Source organism: Georgenia sp. SUBG003, from assembly GCF_000715355.2.
Classification (GTDB): domain Bacteria; phylum Actinomycetota; class Actinomycetes; order Actinomycetales; family Actinomycetaceae; genus Georgenia.
The window spans coordinates 556,407-572,740 of record NZ_CP180204.1 but is presented as its reverse complement, the minus strand read 5'-3'; the positions used below and the strand labels follow the sequence as shown (position 1 = coordinate 572,740).

14 protein-coding genes and 3 pseudogenes are annotated in these 16,334 nt (G+C 72.0%); 7 read left to right on the top strand and 10 right to left on the bottom strand.

Annotation, left to right across the window (positions count from 1 at the left end; genetic code table 11):
- Positions 1-13: 13 nt before the first annotated feature.
- The 6 genes and pseudogenes from DA06_RS02645 (at position 14) to DA06_RS02620 (ending at position 4,894) form a co-directional block, all read left to right on the top strand.
- Positions 14-1,039 (top strand): TRAP transporter substrate-binding protein, encoded by a 1,026-nt coding sequence (locus tag DA06_RS02645; RefSeq protein ID WP_043497068.1) that lies wholly within the window; start codon positions 14-16, stop codon positions 1,037-1,039.
- Between the two features lie 8 nt (positions 1,040-1,047).
- Complete coding sequence (locus tag DA06_RS02640; protein WP_043497075.1) at positions 1,048-1,560, top strand: TRAP transporter small permease; 513 nt, start codon at positions 1,048-1,050, stop codon at positions 1,558-1,560.
- The gene (locus DA06_RS02635; protein WP_043497067.1) at positions 1,560-2,864 is read left to right on the top strand and encodes a TRAP transporter large permease; all 1,305 of its coding nucleotides are present in this window, start codon (positions 1,560-1,562) and stop codon (positions 2,862-2,864) included. Before DA06_RS02640 ends, DA06_RS02635 begins: the two co-directional genes overlap by 1 nt.
- 109 nt (positions 2,865-2,973) lie before the next feature.
- Positions 2,974-3,207: pseudogene (locus tag DA06_RS02630) on the top strand (AraC family ligand binding domain-containing protein); the annotation flags it as partial.
- Positions 3,208-3,275: 68 nt separating this feature from the next.
- Positions 3,276-3,767, top strand: a complete 492-nt coding sequence (locus DA06_RS02625; RefSeq protein ID WP_418606816.1) for a helix-turn-helix domain-containing protein — start codon at positions 3,276-3,278, stop codon at positions 3,765-3,767.
- Between the two features lie 20 nt (positions 3,768-3,787).
- Positions 3,788-4,894, top strand: coding sequence for an ABC transporter ATP-binding protein (locus DA06_RS02620; protein WP_418606815.1), 1,107 nt, complete (start codon positions 3,788-3,790; stop codon positions 4,892-4,894).
- A 34-nt stretch (positions 4,895-4,928) separates the two neighbouring features.
- On the opposite strand, the gene DA06_RS02615 is transcribed toward DA06_RS02620, so the two are convergent.
- The 9 genes and pseudogenes from DA06_RS02615 to DA06_RS02575 all read right to left on the bottom strand — a co-directional run bounded on the left by DA06_RS02615 (position 4,929) and on the right by DA06_RS02575 (position 13,122).
- Complete coding sequence (locus tag DA06_RS02615) at positions 4,929-5,333, bottom strand: hypothetical protein (protein WP_052436284.1); 405 nt, start codon at positions 5,331-5,333, stop codon at positions 4,929-4,931.
- Between the two features lie 73 nt (positions 5,334-5,406).
- Positions 5,407-6,677: pseudogene (locus tag DA06_RS02610) on the bottom strand (pyridoxal phosphate-dependent aminotransferase).
- A 111-nt stretch (positions 6,678-6,788) separates the two neighbouring features.
- Positions 6,789-7,517: a DUF2071 domain-containing protein gene (locus DA06_RS02605; RefSeq protein WP_052436283.1), complete on the bottom strand. Its 729-nt coding sequence runs from the start codon at positions 7,515-7,517 to the stop codon at positions 6,789-6,791.
- A 15-nt stretch (positions 7,518-7,532) separates the two neighbouring features.
- Positions 7,533-8,249 (bottom strand): DUF3618 domain-containing protein, encoded by a 717-nt coding sequence (locus tag DA06_RS02600; protein ID WP_043497066.1) that lies wholly within the window; start codon positions 8,247-8,249, stop codon positions 7,533-7,535.
- The gene (locus DA06_RS02595) at positions 8,246-8,680 is read right to left on the bottom strand and encodes a phage holin family protein (protein WP_043497065.1); all 435 of its coding nucleotides are present in this window, start codon (positions 8,678-8,680) and stop codon (positions 8,246-8,248) included. Before DA06_RS02595 ends, DA06_RS02600 begins: the two co-directional genes overlap by 4 nt.
- Positions 8,677-9,570 carry a hypothetical protein gene (locus tag DA06_RS02590; RefSeq protein ID WP_418606814.1) on the bottom strand — a complete coding sequence of 298 codons (894 nt, stop codon included), beginning with the start codon at positions 9,568-9,570 and terminating at the stop codon, positions 8,677-8,679. Before DA06_RS02590 ends, DA06_RS02595 begins: the two co-directional genes overlap by 4 nt.
- A 232-nt stretch (positions 9,571-9,802) precedes the next feature.
- Positions 9,803-10,603 carry a carbohydrate ABC transporter permease gene (locus DA06_RS02585; RefSeq protein WP_418606813.1) on the bottom strand — a complete coding sequence of 267 codons (801 nt, stop codon included), beginning with the start codon at positions 10,601-10,603 and terminating at the stop codon, positions 9,803-9,805.
- A 247-nt stretch (positions 10,604-10,850) separates the two neighbouring features.
- Positions 10,851-11,291, bottom strand: a pseudogene (locus DA06_RS02580) (carbohydrate ABC transporter permease); the annotation flags it as partial.
- Positions 11,292-11,724: 433 nt separating this feature from the next.
- Positions 11,725-13,122 carry an ABC transporter substrate-binding protein gene (locus DA06_RS02575; RefSeq protein WP_043497063.1) on the bottom strand — a complete coding sequence of 466 codons (1,398 nt, stop codon included), beginning with the start codon at positions 13,120-13,122 and terminating at the stop codon, positions 11,725-11,727.
- Between the two features lie 157 nt (positions 13,123-13,279).
- On the opposite strand from DA06_RS02575, the gene DA06_RS02570 reads away from it, so the two are divergent.
- Positions 13,280-15,502 (top strand): copper-translocating P-type ATPase, encoded by a 2,223-nt coding sequence (locus DA06_RS02570; RefSeq protein WP_418606812.1) that lies wholly within the window; start codon positions 13,280-13,282, stop codon positions 15,500-15,502.
- Between the two features lie 118 nt (positions 15,503-15,620).
- Here the strand turns inward: DA06_RS02570 and DA06_RS02565 are convergent, their stop codons facing one another.
- Positions 15,621-16,295 (bottom strand): HAD family hydrolase, encoded by a 675-nt coding sequence (locus tag DA06_RS02565; RefSeq protein ID WP_043497052.1) that lies wholly within the window; start codon positions 16,293-16,295, stop codon positions 15,621-15,623.
- Positions 16,296-16,334 lie beyond the last annotated feature (39 nt).

Genomic DNA, 16,334 nt, shown 5'->3' with positions numbered 1-16,334 from the left:
GGGAGACAGAAACATGAGGAAACGACTGCTCAGCACCGTCGCCGCCGTGGTGGTGACGGCATCGCTCGGGGCCTGCGCCCCGGGCTCCGGGCCGGTCACGAGCGCACAGGCCACGCCTGACAACCCGCTCGTGCTGCGCCTGGCCCACAACCTCGGCGACACCCACGTCACCTCGCAGGCGCTCACCGCCTTCGCCGAGGAGGTCGAGGAGGCCAGCGACGGCCGCATCGTCGTCAGGATGTACGGGAACGGTCAGCTCGGCGCCGAGACCCACGTCCTGGGCCAGCTCAGCCAGGGGGTCGTCGACATGACCCGCGTGAGCGCGCCGGGCCTGGCGAACTACGACCCCGGCTACCACGCCTTCGGCCTGCCGTACGTCTTCGAGTCCGAGGAGGAGTACTACGAGGTCATGGACTCGCCCGAGATGGCCGAGTACTTCCGCTCGACCGCCGAGGACGGCTTCGTCGGCCTGACCTACTACAGCTCGGGTGCGCGGTCCTTCTACACCGGAGACACGCCGATCCGCACCCCCGAGGACCTGCGTGGGCTCAAGATCCGCGTCCAGGACATGCGGTCCCAGACCGACTTCCTCCGCGAGCTCGGAGCGGCACCGATCGTCATGGCGTTCGGCGACACCTACACCTCGCTGCAGACAGGCCTCATCGACGGCGCGGAGAGCAACGAGACCGTGCTCACCCAGAGCGCCCACGGCGAGGTCGCGAAGTCGTTCTCCATGACCGAGCACACGCGCATCCCGGACATGCTCGTCATGAGCAGCGACGCGTGGGAGCGGCTCGACGCGGCGGACCAGGAGCTCGTCTCCGAGGCCGCCCGGGCGTCCACCGAGGAGCACAAGACCATGTGGGCGGAGAGCATCGAGCAGTCGGTGGCCGACGCGGAGGAGATGGGCGTCGAGTTCGTCACCGACGTCGACACCGACGCGTTCCGCGAGGCAACCCGGCCGGTCGTCGACCGGTACGCGGAGGAGTACCCCGAGGTCGCGGAGCTCCTCTCGGTCATCGAGTCGGCCAGGGAGTGAGGAACGACATGACCACCCAAGACCGTGTCGACAGGATGAGAGGAGTGCTCGGCGCGATCCTCGTCTGGTTCGCCGGCACCCTCCTCGTCCTCATGACCTTCCTGGTCCTCTACCAGGTCTTCACCCGCTACGCGCTCGGCAGCCCGGCGGCCTTCACCGAGGAGCTCGTGCGCTACGCGCTCATCTGGACCTCGTTCATCAGCGCGGCATACGGGTTCCTCCACCGCAAGCACATGGCGCTCTTCGTGGTCCGGGACAAGTTCGGGCCGGCCGCGAGGCGGGCCCTGATCATCGGCTCGGACGTGCTGGTGCTCCTCTTCGCCGTCCTCGTCATGGTGGTGGGCGGCACGATGCTCGCGGTCAGCGCGCGCAACGACTACTCGGCGCTGCTCGGGATCTCGCGCGGTCTCGTCTACGCCATCGCGCCCGTCGCCGGGCTCGCGATCACCGCCGCACAGGCGCTCAACATCTGGGAGGACCTCACCGGGGTCCCCACGGTGGAGCCGGAGGGAACTGACTGATGGAAGCTCTCACAGCCGTCGCCGTTCTGTTCGGCGCGTTCTTCGTCCTGCTGGCCGTCGGAGTCCCGATCTCGGTCGGGCTCGGTGTCGCCTCGTTCCTCACCGCCCTGGTGTTCCTGCCGTGGGAGGACGCCACGTACGTCATAGGGCAGCAGATGAACGTGGGGATCGAGAGCTTCTCGCTGCTCGCCGTCCCGCTGTTCATCTTCGCCGGCAACATCATGAACAACGGCGGCATCGCGCGCCGGCTCATCGATCTCGCGCTCGTGCTCGCCGGCAGGATCCCCGGTGCGCTGGCGCACACGAACGTCGTCGGCAACATGCTGTTCGGGGCGCTGTCCGGCTCGGCCGTCGCAGCGGCCGCGGCGATCGGCGGCACGCTTCACCAGCGGCAGAAGGAGGAGGGGTACGACCCCGCCTTCGGCGCCTCGGTGAACATCGCCTCCGCGTCGACCGGTCTGCTCATCCCGCCGACGACGGCGGCGATCGTCTACTCCACCGTGGCCGGAGGCGTGTCCGTCTCGGCCCTGTTCATGGCCGGGTACGTGCCGGGCATCCTCATGGGGCTCGTCGTCATGGTCGTGGCGTACCTCTTCACCCGCAAGAACCGGTACCCCGCCACCCGCCCCATGGCCCCGGGCGGTGCGTTCAAGGTGTTCCTCCAGGCGATCCCCAGCCTGCTGCTCATCGTCGTCGTCGTCGGCGGCATCGTCGCCGGCGTCTTCACGGCGACCGAGGGGGCGGGCGCCGCAGTGCTCTACTGCCTCGTCCTGTCGCTCGTCTACCGCAGCATGACGTGGCGGGACTTCAAGGAGGTCGTGACCCGCACGGTCGTCGCGACCGGCGTCGTCATGTTCCTCATCGCCGCGTCCTCGGGGATGTCCTGGATCATGGCCTACACCGGGATCCCGGCGGCGATCACGGACGCGCTGCTGTCGGTGGCCGACTCGAAGGCGCTGATCCTGCTGCTGATGGTGGTGGTCCTGCTGGTCGTCGGGACGTTCATGGACATCACACCGGCCATCCTGATCTTCACCCCGATCTTCCTGCCCATCGCCACCGAGCTGGGCATGCACCCGGTCCACTTCGGCATGGTGCTCATCCTCGCGATGTGCATCGGCACGATGACCCCGCCGGTGGGATCCGTGCTGTTCGTCGCGACCGGCGTGAGCGAGGTGACGATCGAGCAGGTGGTGCCCAAGCTGATCCCGTACTTCGTCGGACTCATCATCCTGCTCCTCGCCATCACGTACATCCCCGTCCTCTCGCTCGGGATCCCGGGCGTGATGGGGCTGCTCGGCTGACGATGCCCGGTGCCGTCCACGCGATGACGGGCCGCGACGCGGCGCGTAGCGTGGGCGGCCCGGGCCGGGCAGGAGAGGAGGCGACGTGCTCGACTTTGCCGGCGATCTCATGGCGAGCGGCCGCGACGTCGCCCTCGCGCGGATCAGCGGGGTCGACGAGAACATGGTCCGGCCGCACCGCCACGACTACTTCGAGATCTACCTCCTGGAGGCCGGCAGCCGCTACCAGTGGGCCGACCACGCCCTGTACCGGCTCGCGCCCTCCGAGCTCATCGTCCTCCCGCCCGGCGTCGAGCACTTCTCCTACGCCGACGCCGGGGTCCGGTTCCGCCGGGTCGTCCTCTACTTCACCCCCCGAGGCGGTGCTGTACCCCCCACGTTCTCGACGCGGTCGGGGCCGAGGTCGCGGTCGTGCGGCCGGGGCGAGGCGTGCAGCAGCTGGTCGAGGAGCTGCTCTGCGCGCAGGACCTGCTGGGTGGGGGGTCCCAGGAGGAGATGCGGCTGCTCGTCACGCAGCTGCTGGTCAGGCTCCTGCGGGGCGAGCGGCGTGACGCCCGCATGGCCCCGCGCGAGGGACGGATCGCCGACGTCGTCCACTACCTTCACGACCACTACGCCGAGCCGATCGACCTTGCGACCCTGTCGGAGAGGTTCTTCATCAGCCCGTTCTACCTCTCGCGCGAGTTCAAGAAGCACACCGGCACGACGATCATCGGCTACGTCAACGGCCTGCGCGTCGGCCGCGCCGAACGGCTGCTCCAGGAGACCGGGGCCTCGGTCAGCGAGATCAGCGCCACGGTCGGGTTCGCGAACGTCACGCACTTCAACCGGGTCTTCCGCGCCCGCACGTCGATGACCCCCTCGCAGTGCCGGGCCCGGGACGGGGCGGGCGAGCTGGCCTAGGCGACCGGTACCGTTCGAGGGTGCCGCAGACCGAGCCCCCCAGCGAGGCGCTGATCCGCTTCGACGGCGTGGGGATGACCTACGCCGACGGCACGGTCGCCGTCGGCCGTCTCGACCTCGACGTCGCCGCGCACGAGCTGCTGACCCTCGTCGGGCCCTCGGGCTCCGGCAAGTCGACCCTGCTGCGGATGGTCAACCGCCTGGTCGAGCCGACCAGCGGTCGTGTCCTGCTCGAGGGCGAGGACGTCTCACGCATGGACGCGGCGAGGCTGCGGCGCGGCATCGGCTACGTCATCCAGGACGTCGGCCTGTTCCCGCACCGCACGGTCGCCCAGAACGTCGCCACGGTGCCGGGCCTGCTCGGGTGGGACCGGCGACGCACCCGGGAGCGGGTGGAGGAGCTGCTGACGCTGGTCCGCCTCGACCCCGCCGTCCACGGCCCCCGCTACCCGCACGAGCTCTCCGGCGGGCAGCGTCAGCGGGTCGGCGTCGCGCGGGCGCTCGCCACCCACCCGAAGGTGATGCTGATGGACGAGCCGTTCGGCGCCGTGGATCCGGAGGGGCGGCGCTCGCTGCAGTCCGAGCTCCGCCGCATCCACGACGAGCTGGGCACCACCGTCCTGCTCGTCACCCACGACATCGACGAGGCGGTCATGCTCGGCGACCGCGTCGCCGTCCTGAGCCAGGGCGGCCGCCTCGAGCAGCTCGCCCCGCCCTCGACGCTGCTCTCCCGCCCCGCCAACGCCTTCGTCGAGGGCTTCATCGGCGACGCCCGTGCGGTCAAGCTCCTCGGGCTCACCGAGCTGCTCCGTGCGGACGTGGAGCCCTCGTCCGCTCTGTCGCGCGCGGACGCCGCCCGCCGTCGGGGGGCGCGTCCGTCCCGGGCAGCACCCCCGGCCGCGCCGACCGTCCGCCTCGGCGACACGCTCGGCACCGCCTTCTCCGCCCTGGCCACCGCCGAGCAGGGCATGGTGACCGTCGTGGACGACGTCGGATCCGCCGTCGCACCCTCACCCCGGCCGGGTTGCACGCCGCCCTCCGCCGGGCGGTCGGGACCGACGCGCGCTGAGGACTGCCGGGTGCGCCCGCGCGCTCGTGCCGGACCGTGTCGAGGTGCCGCGGGGTGACGGCCGGCTCCTGCTCCGGGCGTCCAGACGCGCGTCAGGTCTGCGACTGCTCGACGACGTTGAGCCGCCGCACGGTGAGGTCGTCGACCTCGAGCTCGCTGATCCGCAGCTGGCGGATGACCGCCTTGCCGACCGTCAGCCGCCACACCGCGACGAAGGCGAGGGCTGACGCGCCCACCGCCATGGCGAGCAGGTTGGCGACGACGATGCTGCGCGCGCCCGTGGCGAACCCGCCGATGGCCAGCGCCGGCATGGCGTGGGGGCCGCTCACCGTCGGGCGCATCTGCCCCGGCCCGTGCGACTTCGCCGTCTTCGCCGTCCTGGCCTTCCGGCCGCGCGACTTCGCCGTGTGCGCCTCGGACCCGTTCGAGCCGGGCATCCGGGTCATGGGCGAGGCCTTCAACATCTCCCGCATCGACGCCTGCTTGTCCTGCCGCATCGCACACCTCCGTGTGTACCGGGCGGTCTCGGTGCCGGGAGGCCACGCTGCGCACCCGGCCGGGACTCCATGTCTACTCCGGTGCCGCCGATCGGTCCAGGGCCGGCTCGCCGTCGTCGTCGGCCGCGACCCGGAGCCGCCGCAGCCCTGCGGCCGCGCGCGCCAGCACCTCCGGCGACTTCACGAACGTGAAGCGCACCCACGACCGCAGCTCCCGCGCGACCGGCCCGCCGGGCGTGCAGAAGGCCGAGACGGGGATGGCCACCACGCCGGCGCGGGCGGGCAGCTCCCGGCACAGCTCGACGGCGTCGGCGTACCCCAGCCCGGCGCCGTCGGCGACGACGAAGTACGTGCCGCGCGGCACCACGGGGGGCGAACCCGGCCCCCGCCAACGCGTCGACCAGGGTGTCGCGGCGCTCGCGCAGCGAGTCGGCCAGGCCCGTCACGTACGCACCGGTGCGTCCGTCCGTGTCCGCGAGCGCGGTGGCGACGGCGTGCTGGAACGGACCCGAGGCGACGTAGGTGAGGAACTGCTTGACCGTACGGACGGCGGTGACCAGCTCGGCCGGCCCGTGGATCCACCCGACCTTCCACCCGGTGAACGACAGGGTCTTGCCGGCCGAGGAGATCGTCAGCGTGCGTCCCGCCATCCCGGGCAGCGTGGCCATGGGGACGTGCTCCGCGCCGTAGGTGAGGTGCTCGTAGACCTCGTCGGTCACGACGACGGCGTCGCGCGCCCGGGCGTGCTCCCCCAGCAGCGCGAGCTCCTCACGGGTGAGGACGGTGCCGGTGGGGTTGTGCGGGGGAGTTCACGAGGACCAGGCGGGTGCGGTCGGTGAACGCGGCGGCGACGTCGGCGGGGTCGAGGTGGAAGCCGGCCGGGGTCGGCCGTAGCGGGACGGTGCGGTGGGTGGCGCCGGCGAGGGCGATGGTGGCGGCGTAGGAGTCGTAGTACGGCTCGAGGGTGACCACCTCGTCACCGGGTCCGGCTAGGGCCAGCACCGCGGCGGCGATCGCCTCGGTGGCGCCGGCGGTGACGAGGACCTCCGTCTCGGGGTCGACGTCGAGGCCGTAGTGGCGGTGCTGGTGGGCGGCGACGGCCCGGCGCAGCTCGGGGATGCCGGGGCCGGGCGGGTACTGGTTGTGGCCCGCGAGCACGGCGGCGACGGCCGCGTCCCTGACGTGGGCTGGACCGTCGACGTCGGGGAAGCCCTGACCGAGGTTGACCGCGCCGGTGCGGGCGGCGAGCGCCGACATCTCGGCGAAGATCGTGGCGGCGACGGCGCCGTCGGGTCTGATCAGCCCGGTCGCCCGGGCGACGTCCTGCCAGCGTCGTTCTCGCATCGGCCCATTGTGCCGGGGCGGTGCGGCCGGTGCCGAGCGCCGGGGGCCGGGAACCTGCTCCCGGACGAGGCGACCGTGGTGCACTCCGGCGGCCCCTGGAACCTCGAGGTCTCACCTTCGGCCCGCCGGCCGGGTCGAGCCCCCGCCCACCGGCACGGGGGCGGCGATCCGCGCGCGGACGCCGGGCGAGAAGTGGACGAGGGGCTCGCCCGTCAACGGCGGGAGACCGGCGGCCGCCACGAGCTGGCCGACGGCGGCGCCCGCCCGGGCGGTGAGAAGCGGCCACGGCTCGTGCTCGACGTCGATCCGCCACAGCCGTCCGAGCCGCCGGACGTACGCGGACCATCGGCCCGTGAGGAAGTCCGTCAGCGCGTCGGGCTCGACGGGCTCACCCGGCCGGACGCCGGCGTGCATCGCGACGCCGCTGCGCCGTCGGGAGCGGTAGTGGACGTGGCCGGGGTCGGCCCTCATGCCGGCGTCGGCCCAGACGTACGGAACGCCGGCGGCACGCAGGGCCAGCACCACCGGAAGCCGGGGGCACTCGAGGGAGAAGAACCAGATGCCGTCCGAGCCGTCGGGACCGCGGACGTAGGTGCGGAGGTTGATCTCGGTGAACGTGGACAGGTGCGGCACCGCCGGCCCGAGGGAGGGCCGGGCGTGCATGCGGAAAGGCGTGACACCGACCCAGGCCTGGCCGTCGAACGTGTCGACGGCCAGGCCTGGTGGGAGCCGGTCCTGGACGGTGGCGGCCGGCAGCGGCCAGTGCAGGAAGGTGAGGTCCTCCCAGCGCTGGAGGCTCAGCGGGCGCCGGACGCTCCGGTCCGGCCACCGTCCGGACACCGCAGGACCGTCGGGTCAGTAGCCGGTGCCGGACGGGTAGTCGGTCCCGGAGCCGGAGGATCCCTGGATGCGGTCCTTCGAGCTCTGGGCCTCGCCCCTGACGTCGTCCGCGGCGTACTGCGCCTCGGCCTTGACGTCCTGGGCTCCGCTCGTCGCGGTCTCCTTGACCTGCTGCGCACCCTCGGTGGCCGTGTCCTTCACCTGCTGCGCCGCCTCCTGGGCGGGCTCGCGCAGGTTCTGTGCCATCTCCTGGCCCAGACCCTTGGCGCCCTCGGTCACGTCCTGCAGCGCCTGGCTGTCCTTGGCCTGGCTCACCACCTCGCGCTCCTTGCGGGAGGAGGGGATGAGCGAGGACGCCAGCAGGCCCACGCCGAAGGCGACGAGGCCTGCGGCGAGCGGGTTGCCCTGGGCCTTGGCCTTCACCTGGTGGGGGGCGTGCCGGGCGCTGTCCTTGACCGACCCGGCGCCCTCCCGGACGGACTCGGCGCCGCCGTGGACGGAACCTCGGACGGACTCCGCCCCCTCCGAGACCCGGTCCTTGGCGTCCTCGGCCACGCCGAAGACCTTGTCCTTGACGCCGGAGACGGCGTTCTTCACCTTCTCGGTCTGCCGCTCCGCCACGCGGGAGGGGCTGACCTTCTCGGCGAGCGCGTCGACGTCCCCGCTGAGCTCGCTGCGGGTCCGCTCGATGTCGGCGCGGATCTGGTCGGGGTCGTTGTTGCTCGTGGTCATGGCCTGTCCTCTCCCTTGAGAGCGTCGGGAATCTTCTTGACGGTCTCCGCGGTCTGGGGCACGCCGCGGACCTGCTTCATCTTCTTCTTGCCCTGGGCGGCGAGCACGGCCGCCACGATCGCCCAGATGATCGCCACGATGAGCCCGGACCAGCCCAGTGCGGGCCAGTCCTCGCCGCCGAGCAGCCAGCCGAGCCCCCACCACACGGCCAGGGAGAGGAAGAGGAGCACGAAGTGGCCTGCCACCCCGGCGCCTCCGTACATCCCGGCACCGGCGCCGGCCTTCTTGGCAGACTCCGTGGTCTCCGCCTTCGCGAGGGCGATCTCCTGACGGACGAGCGTGGAGAGGTCTCGCGAGATCTCGCCGAAGAGCTCACCGACCGACGCCTCCGGCGGCGGCTGCGCCCGCCCGGGCTCGATCGGGGCCGTCATCGCTGCTCACCCGTGCCGTACGTCCCGGCGCCGTACGTCCCGCCGGTCGTGCCGGGGTCGGTGCCGTAGACACCACCCTGCGTGCCGGTGCCCGAGGTTCCGGGCTGGGCGCCGTAGGCGCCGCCGGCGACACCGGTCGTGCCGGTGGTGGGCGTGCCGTACCTCTGGTACTCCGTGGTGGTGCCGTAGTCGGGGACCGGCGGGGGCGGCGGGTAGGCGGCGGCAGGCGGGTACGACGGCGGAACGTACGCACCCTGTGCCGTCCCGACGGCGGAGGGCCCGCCCTGGTCGGCGGACTCGTCCTTCAGGCTGCGGGCCACGCGGCCCACGAGCAGGCCGAGACCCGCGGCGATCGCGATGAACGTGCCGGGGTGGCGTCGCGCGTAGCGGCTGACCTCGTCCAGCACGTCGGCCGGCTCACGCTCGTCGAGCCACTGGCCGACCCTGTCGGCGTAGGAGCCCGCCTGGCGGGCGAGGTCGGCGGCCAGCCCCTCCTGCGGGTTGCCCGAGGCCAGCGACTGCAGCTCGCCGGAGAACGACCGGATGCCCCCGGCCAGTCGGCGCTGCTGCTGGCTGGACTGCGAGGACACCTCGCGCCTGGTCTGCTCGTACAGGTCGCGTGCCTGGTACTTCGCCTCGGCCACCGCCTGCTGGGCCTGCCCCTTCGCCTCGGCGACGGTGTCCTTCGCCGTCTCCTTGGCGGTCTCCTTGACCTGCTGGGCGTCCTGCCCGGCGGTCTGGGCGAGGTGCGAGGCCTCCTGCTTTGCGGCGTCCTTGGTGCTGGAGCTGTCCGCGGTTCCGGAGTAGCCCGCGGTGCCCGAGGTGGTGGGAACTGGCTCGCCCAACGGGTTCCCGACGGAACCGGTCGGTGGGGTCGGTCCTTGCGTCATGGCCTGTCCTTGTCTCGAGGTGGTGGTCACTTGAGCGCTCGTTGCTCATCGTGTGCCAGTTCCGGCCACCTCGCCTCCTGAGAGGAAAATCGCGGGGTTCAGGGTCTTGTGGTAGGCGCACCGGCTCTGATAACGCCTACGGCCCACCGCACCGCCCATCGCGAACGCGGACGGCCGGGCCACCGTGTCGGCGGCCCGGCCGTGGGTCGTGAGCTCGGTCTCTCCCGGCGGCTCAGCCCTTCGCCCCGGTGGTGGCGATCCCCTCGACGAAGTGCCGCTGGCCGAGGAAGAAGAGGACGATCATCGGGATGGTGGTGATGACGCTGGCCGTCACGATGATCTCCCAGTGCCACTCGCCGCCGAACCCGAACTGGTCGAGCAACGCCTTCAGGCCGCGCGGGATCGTGAACTTGTCCGAGTCCCGCAGGTAGATGAGCGGGCGCATGAGGTCCGTCCACGCCGCCTGGAACTCGAAGATGAGCGTCACGATCATCGCCGGCTTCGTCAGCGGCAGCGCGATGCGGGTGAAGAGGGTCCAGTTGTTCGCGCCGTCGATCTTCGCGGCCTCGAACGTCTCCCGCGGCAGGCCGAGGAAGAACTGCCGCAGCAGGAAGATGTAGAAGGCGCTGCCGAACAGGTTTCCCGCCCACAGCGGCGTGAGCGTGTTGACCATGCCGAGCGAGTTCCAGATGAGGAAGACGGGCACCATCGTCACCGCGCCGGGCAGCATCATCGTGGCGAGCACCAGGCCGAAGAGCGCGTCGCGCCCCCGGAACCGGAAGTAGGCGAACCCCCACGCCACCAGCGCGCTCGAGAGCGTCACCGTCACGGCCGCGAGCACCGTCACGAGCAGCGTGTTGCCGAACCACAGGAGCATCGGGGCGTCGGCCCAGACGTCGAGGTAGTTCTGGAACGTGAAGGTCTCGGGGATCAGCCGGTTGTCGAAGACCTCGCCCCGAGGCTTGAACGAGGCGCTCACGAGCCAGACGAAGGGGTAGATGAAGACGACCGTCAGCCCCACGAGCGCCAGCACCACGAGGACCCGGCCCAGGGTCCAGCGACCCGGCCGGCGGTCGCCGTTGCGGCCCGGTCCCGGCGAACGGGCCCCCCGGCGTGCCTGCTGGGCCGCCGGCCGCGACGGGCACCAGCCGGCCCGGGTCCTGCGCCTGTCCGACGTCGAGCGACTGGGCGCTCATCGCTGCTCCCCCCTCGTAGTAGACGAGTCGTCTGGAGAACCTGAGCTGGACCAGCGTGATGACCAGGATGATCGCGAACAGCACCCACGCCATGGCGGAGGCGTAGCCCATGTTGAGGAACTCGAAGGCCTGCTGGAACAGGTAGATCACGTAGAACAGCGCCGCCTCGTTGCCGTAGGTGGTGTTCCCCGATCCGAAGAAGGCCGTGTAGGCCTCGGTGAAGCTCTGGAACGCCGCGATCGTGTTGATCACGACGACGAAGAAGAGCGCGCCGGAGATCATCGGGACCGTGATGCGCACCGTGCGGTGCCACGCGTTCGCGCCGTCGACGCGGGCCGCGTCGTAGAGCTCCTGCGGGACGTTCCGCAGCGCCGCGAGCAGGATGATCATCGACGACCCGACCGACCACAGGCTGGTGAGGATGATCGCCGGCTTGACCCAGTCCGGGTCGGTCGTCCAGTTGGGCCCGTCGATGCCGAAGAAGCCCAGAACCTCGTTGATGAGGCCGTTCTGGCCGTTGAACACCAGCAGCAGGAGCACCCCGACCGCCACCGGGGGGGGTCATGTGCGGCAGGTAGAAGGCGGTGCGGAAGAACCCGGCCGCCCGGCCCGCCCTGTTGAGCAGCATGGCCAGCGCGAGCGAGACGAGGACGTACAGCGGCACCTGGATCGCGACGTAGAAGAGCGTGTTCCCGAGGGACGTCGCGATCTTCGGGTCCTCGAAGAGCTGGCGGTAGTTGTCCAGCCCGACGAAGTTCGGGTCGTTGATGACGTCGTAGTCGGTCAGGGACAGGTAGGCGCTGTTGAGCAGCGGCCAGGCGGTGAAGACGAGGAACCCGACGATCCAGGGGCTGATGAAGAGCAGGGCGGCGCGCGTCTCGCGCCGCCCCCTCCTCCGTCGCGCCACCGTCCGCGAGCGCTCCTCGGCGGTCAAGGAGTCGACCACGGTGGCCATGGCCTAGCCCTCCTGCTCCCACTTCTGCCACGCCTCGTCGAGCGCGGCCTGTGCGGTCTCCTGGGCGGCGTCGAGCGCCTCCTGGGGCTGGGCCTGCCCGTTGAGGACGCTGTTGACGGCGTCCTGCCAGGCGGTCTCGAACTCGGCGTCGGCCGGGTTCGCCGGAAGGGAGAACGTGTTGTCGTTGGCCTCGTACATGGCCGTCACGCCGGCGTCCCACACCTCGTCGCCGCTCGGCTCGACCAGCTCGCGCACCGCCTCGTCGGCGGCCTCGTTGCCGGTGAGCACGCCGGTGAACGGCTTGCCCTCCTCGGCGCGCAGGCTCTTGCGCGCCTCGGCGGCGGCGACCCAGCTGTCGACCTCGGTCATGACGCGCGCCCAGCGGCAGGCGGCGGCCGGGTTGTCGGTGCCCTCCGGGATGGCCCAGGCGGATCCGCTGGCGTAGGCGATCGGGTCGCCGTTGCGGTCGTGGACCGTGTCGAAGGCCAGCGGGGCGTCCGGCGAGACGTCGTTGAGGACGTTGATGTACCACTGCTCCATCGGCATCGCCCCGAGCACGCCGGTGGCGAACTGGTTGCCCGACCCGAAGAAGTCCGCGGAGTCGCGGAACGCCTTCACGGCCGGGAACCCGCCCTGCGCGTCGTAGATCGAGATCGCCCACTCCAGCGCCTCGACCACCTTCGGGTCGTTCAGCTGGGCGGTCCGCCCGTCCTCGGAGATGAGGTCCGCGCCGTTGGCGTGGGCCCACAGCGGCAGGAACTCGGGCAGCTTGGAGTCGTAGCCGATGACGCTCAGCGAGCCGCCGTCGACCTTCTTCAGTGCCTCGTTGGCGGCGCTCAGCGCCTCCCAGTCCGAGCCGTTGACGTCCTCGACGGTCAGGCCGGCGGCGTCCAGCAGCTCGGAGTTCGCCATCGTGACCTGGATGGAGTTGAACTCCGGGATGCCGTAGACCTCGCCGTCGAACGTCACCTGCTCGAGCGCGGGGTCACGGAAGTCGTCCGTGACGATGCCCTCTCCCTCGATGCACCGGGTCAGCGGGATGATGGCGCCGCGGGAGGCGAACGTGCCGATCTGGTCCCGGTTGGCGTAGATGAGCTCGGGCGGCTGCCCCGAGGCGACGGCGGAGAGGAACTGCTGGATGTCGAGGTCGCCCTCGATCAGCTCGACCTCGACGTCCTCGCCGAGGGCCTCCTTCGTCCGGTCGACGCGGGTGGTGGCGATCTCGTCGCCGGCGCCGAAACCCATGACGTCGAGGGAGCCGCTCAGCTCGGCCTCGGGGTCGAAGTCGCCCCCCGCGCCCGTCCCGTCGTCGGAACCTCCACCGGTCCCCTGCGCACACGCTCCGAGAGCCAGAGCGACGGCGGTTGCTCCGACCGCCAGACGAGCGACCGTTCTCCTCATCGACCCACACCTTCCAGGTCCGTGGGGCATCGCTGCCCGTTCCACCCGGCGCTCCGTCCGGGCGCCGGCCTTTTCCGACGGGTCCGTCGGAAGCCTCACAGTGACATAGAAGCGCCTCACCTGCACCAGAACCACCAGTTCCCGATTCGGCGTGTTGATGCGGATATGTGCCACTTCTCACCCGTCGGTACGGGCTGCGCGCCCGACCCGTGCCGTGGCGCGGCGCCTGGTCGGGGCCGTGGCGCGGTGCCCGGTCGGGGCGTGGCCCGCCGCGGGCGAGCCCGACGACACCTCCTCCCCCGCCGAGCGCCGCGCCGAGGACCTCCGGCGACGGCTGAAGGTCTCCGCCGTCCTCACCCTGCCGGTGGTGCTGCTGTCGATGATCCCGGCGCTGCAGTTCCCGGGCTGGCAGTGGGTGGTCCTCGTGCTGGCGCTGCCGGTGGTCACGTGGGGCGCCTGGCCGTTCCACCTCTCCGCGTTCCGCGCCGCGCGGCACGGCGCCTCGACCATGGACACGCTCGTCTCCCTGGGCGTCACGGCGGCGACGCTGTGGTCCGTGTGGGCGATCACGCTCGGCGGCACGGGCGAGATCGGCGTGCGGATGGAGTTCACGCTCTTCCCCGCCCAGGGCGGGCACGGCATGACGCCGGAGCTGTACTTCGAGGTGGCGGCCGTCGTGACCACCTTCCTGCTCGCGGGCCGCTACGCCGAGTCCCGCTCCCGCCGCCGCGCCGGTGACGCCCTGCGCTCGCTGCTCTCCCTCGGCGCGAAGGACGTCGCGCGGGTCACGCTCGACGCGGCCGGGAACCGCACCGAGGAGCGAGTGCCGATCGCGGCCCTCGCCGTCGGTGACCTCTTCGTGGTGCGGCCCGGCGAGAAGGTGGCCACCGACGGCGTCGTCGTCGAGGGCACGTCCGCCCTGGACACCTCCCTGCTGACGGGCGAGCCGGTCCCGGTCGACGCCGGGCCGGGCGACGAGGTGGTCGGCGCCACCGTCAACACCTCGGGCAACCTGCTGGTGCGCGCCACGCGCGTGGGCGAGGAGACCACGCTGGCCCAGATCGGCCGGCTGGTCACCCAGGCGCAGACGGGCAAGGCGCCGGTGCAGCGGCTCGCGGACCGCATCTCCGCCGTCTTCGTGCCGATCGTGATCTCGCTGGCGGTCCTGACGTTCGCCGTCTGGCTGCTGCTCGACAACCCGCTGCAGTCCGCGTTCACGGCCGCGGTCGCGGTGCTGATCATCGCCTGCCCCTGCGCGCTGGGGCTCGCCACCCCGACGGCGCTGCTCGTCGGCACCGGCCGGGCCGCCCAGCTCGGCATCCTCATCAAGGGTCCGGAGATCCTCGAGTCCACCCGGCAGGTGGACACGATGGTGCTGGACAAGACCGGCACCGTCACCGAGGGCCGGATGCAGCTGGCCGACGTGCTGGCCCCCTCCGCCCCGGTCCGGCGCCACGTGGTCGGCGTGGCCGCGGACACCGGCGTCGACGACCTGCGCGCCCAGGTCCTGCACCTGGCCGGCGCCGTCGAGTCCGGCAGCGAGCACCCCATCGCCCGCGCCATCACCGAGGCCGCGACCGCGGGCGGCGGCCCCCTGCCCCGCATCACCGACTTCTCCAACCACGCCGGCCGCGGCGTCTCCGCCACGGTGGACGACGGCGGAACCTCCCGGGAGGTCCTCGTCGGCCGCCCGTCCTGGCTCGCCGAGCAGGGCGTGGCCGGCGTCGGGGACGACGACGAGGTGGCCCGGGCGCACCGCCACGCCGAGACCGACGGCGCGACCGCCGTCGTCGTCGCGTGGGACGGCGAGGCGCGCGGGATCCTCGCGCTGCGGGACGAGGTCAAGCCGACCTCCGCCGAGGCGGTGGCGCAGCTGAAGGAGCTCGGCATCACCCCGCACCTGCTGACCGGTGACAACCGTGCCGCGGCCGAGCGGGTCGCCGCCGAGGTCGGCATCGCCCCGGAGAACGTCATCGCGGAGGTGCTTCCGGACCAGAAGCTCGACGTCGTCAAGGAGCTGCAGGACCGCGGCCGGGTGGTCGGCGTGGTGGGCGACGGCGTGAACGACGCCGCGGCCCTCGCCCAGGCCGGTCAGCGCGGGCTCGGGCTCGCCATGGGCACCGGCACCGACGTCGCGATCGAGGCGTCCGACATCACGCTCGTGCGCGGGGACCTGCGGTCCGCCCCGACGGCGATCCGCGTCTCGCGCGGGACGCTGCGGATCATCAAGCAGAACCTGTTCTGGGCGTTCGCCTACAACGTCGCCGCGATCCCGCTGGCCGCACTGGGGCTGCTCAACCCGATGATCGCGGGGGCCGCGATGGCCGCCAGCTCGGTGATCGTCGTCGGCAACTCGCTGCGGCTGCGCCGCGCCGGCTGAGTCCCCCGTCAGACCCGCGAGACGTCATCTTCTCCACGACACGTCATGTCCTCCGCACGCAGCCCTGCGCATCTGCGTGCGGGGGGCCCGCCGAGGCTGGCGTCCGGGGTTACCGCCGTCAGGGCCGTGCGACGAGCCGCTCGACCAACTCGGTCGTGACCTCGTCGAGGCTGCGGACGACGGCCGCGGTGAGCGCGAGAGCGTCGGCGGCCGGCGGGAACGCGTCGTGAGGCACGGCGATCACCTTCATCCCGGCCGCTGCCGCCGAGCGGATGCCGTTGCTCGAGTCCTCGATCGCCACGGCGCGCGAAGGGTCGACGCCGAGCAGCTCGCAGGCCCGCACGTAGCCGTCCGGCGAGGGCTTGCCCGCCGCGACCTCCTCCGTCGACACCGTCGCGGCGAACCGCTCGGCGAGGCCGAGCTCGGCCAGCACGGCGTCGATGAGGCGCCGGGGCGAGGAGGACGCGAGGCCGAGGGGCCAGCGCTGCGAGAGCCGCTCGACGGCGGCCACGGCGCCCGGCAGGGTCGGCAGGTGCTGGTGGTAGCGCGCGGCCATCTCGTCGATGGTGCGCTCGGCGACGGCGGCCGCGTCGCCCCCGACCCCGACCGTGGTCGCCATGTACTGCGACCACTCGGGCGTGGACATGCCCATCATCGCGTGGGTGGCCTGCTCGGGCCACGGCACGTCCTCCTGCGCGGCGAGGGCCTGGCGGACCTCGTCCCAGATGGTCTCGGTGTCGGTCAGGACCCCGTCCATGTCGAAGACGACGGCGGAGACGGCGGATTCGTTCATGCCCCCATCGTGCCCGACCCGCCGGGCGGGCCCCGGCCG

Excerpts from the sequence above, each read along its gene's own strand:
- DA06_RS02615 (WP_052436284.1), bottom strand. The coding sequence starts at position 5,333 with ATGCGGCAGGACAAGCAGGCGTCGATGCGGGAGATGTTGAAGGCCTCG.
- DA06_RS02635 (WP_043497067.1), top strand. The coding sequence starts at position 1,560 with ATGGAAGCTCTCACAGCCGTCGCCGTTCTGTTCGGCGCGTTCTTCGTC.
- DA06_RS02575 (WP_043497063.1), bottom strand. The coding sequence starts at position 13,122 with ATGAGGAGAACGGTCGCTCGTCTGGCGGTCGGAGCAACCGCCGTCGCT.
- DA06_RS02595 (WP_043497065.1), bottom strand. The coding sequence starts at position 8,680 with ATGACGGCCCCGATCGAGCCCGGGCGGGCGCAGCCGCCGCCGGAGGCG.
- DA06_RS02600 (WP_043497066.1), bottom strand. The coding sequence starts at position 8,249 with ATGACCACGAGCAACAACGACCCCGACCAGATCCGCGCCGACATCGAG.
- DA06_RS02590 (WP_418606814.1), bottom strand. The coding sequence starts at position 9,570 with ATGACGCAAGGACCGACCCCACCGACCGGTTCCGTCGGGAACCCGTTG.
- DA06_RS02565 (WP_043497052.1), bottom strand. The coding sequence starts at position 16,295 with ATGAACGAATCCGCCGTCTCCGCCGTCGTCTTCGACATGGACGGGGTC.
- DA06_RS02640 (WP_043497075.1), top strand. The coding sequence starts at position 1,048 with ATGACCACCCAAGACCGTGTCGACAGGATGAGAGGAGTGCTCGGCGCG.
- DA06_RS02570 (WP_418606812.1), top strand. The coding sequence starts at position 13,280 with ATGCGGATATGTGCCACTTCTCACCCGTCGGTACGGGCTGCGCGCCCG.
- DA06_RS02645 (WP_043497068.1), top strand. The coding sequence starts at position 14 with ATGAGGAAACGACTGCTCAGCACCGTCGCCGCCGTGGTGGTGACGGCA.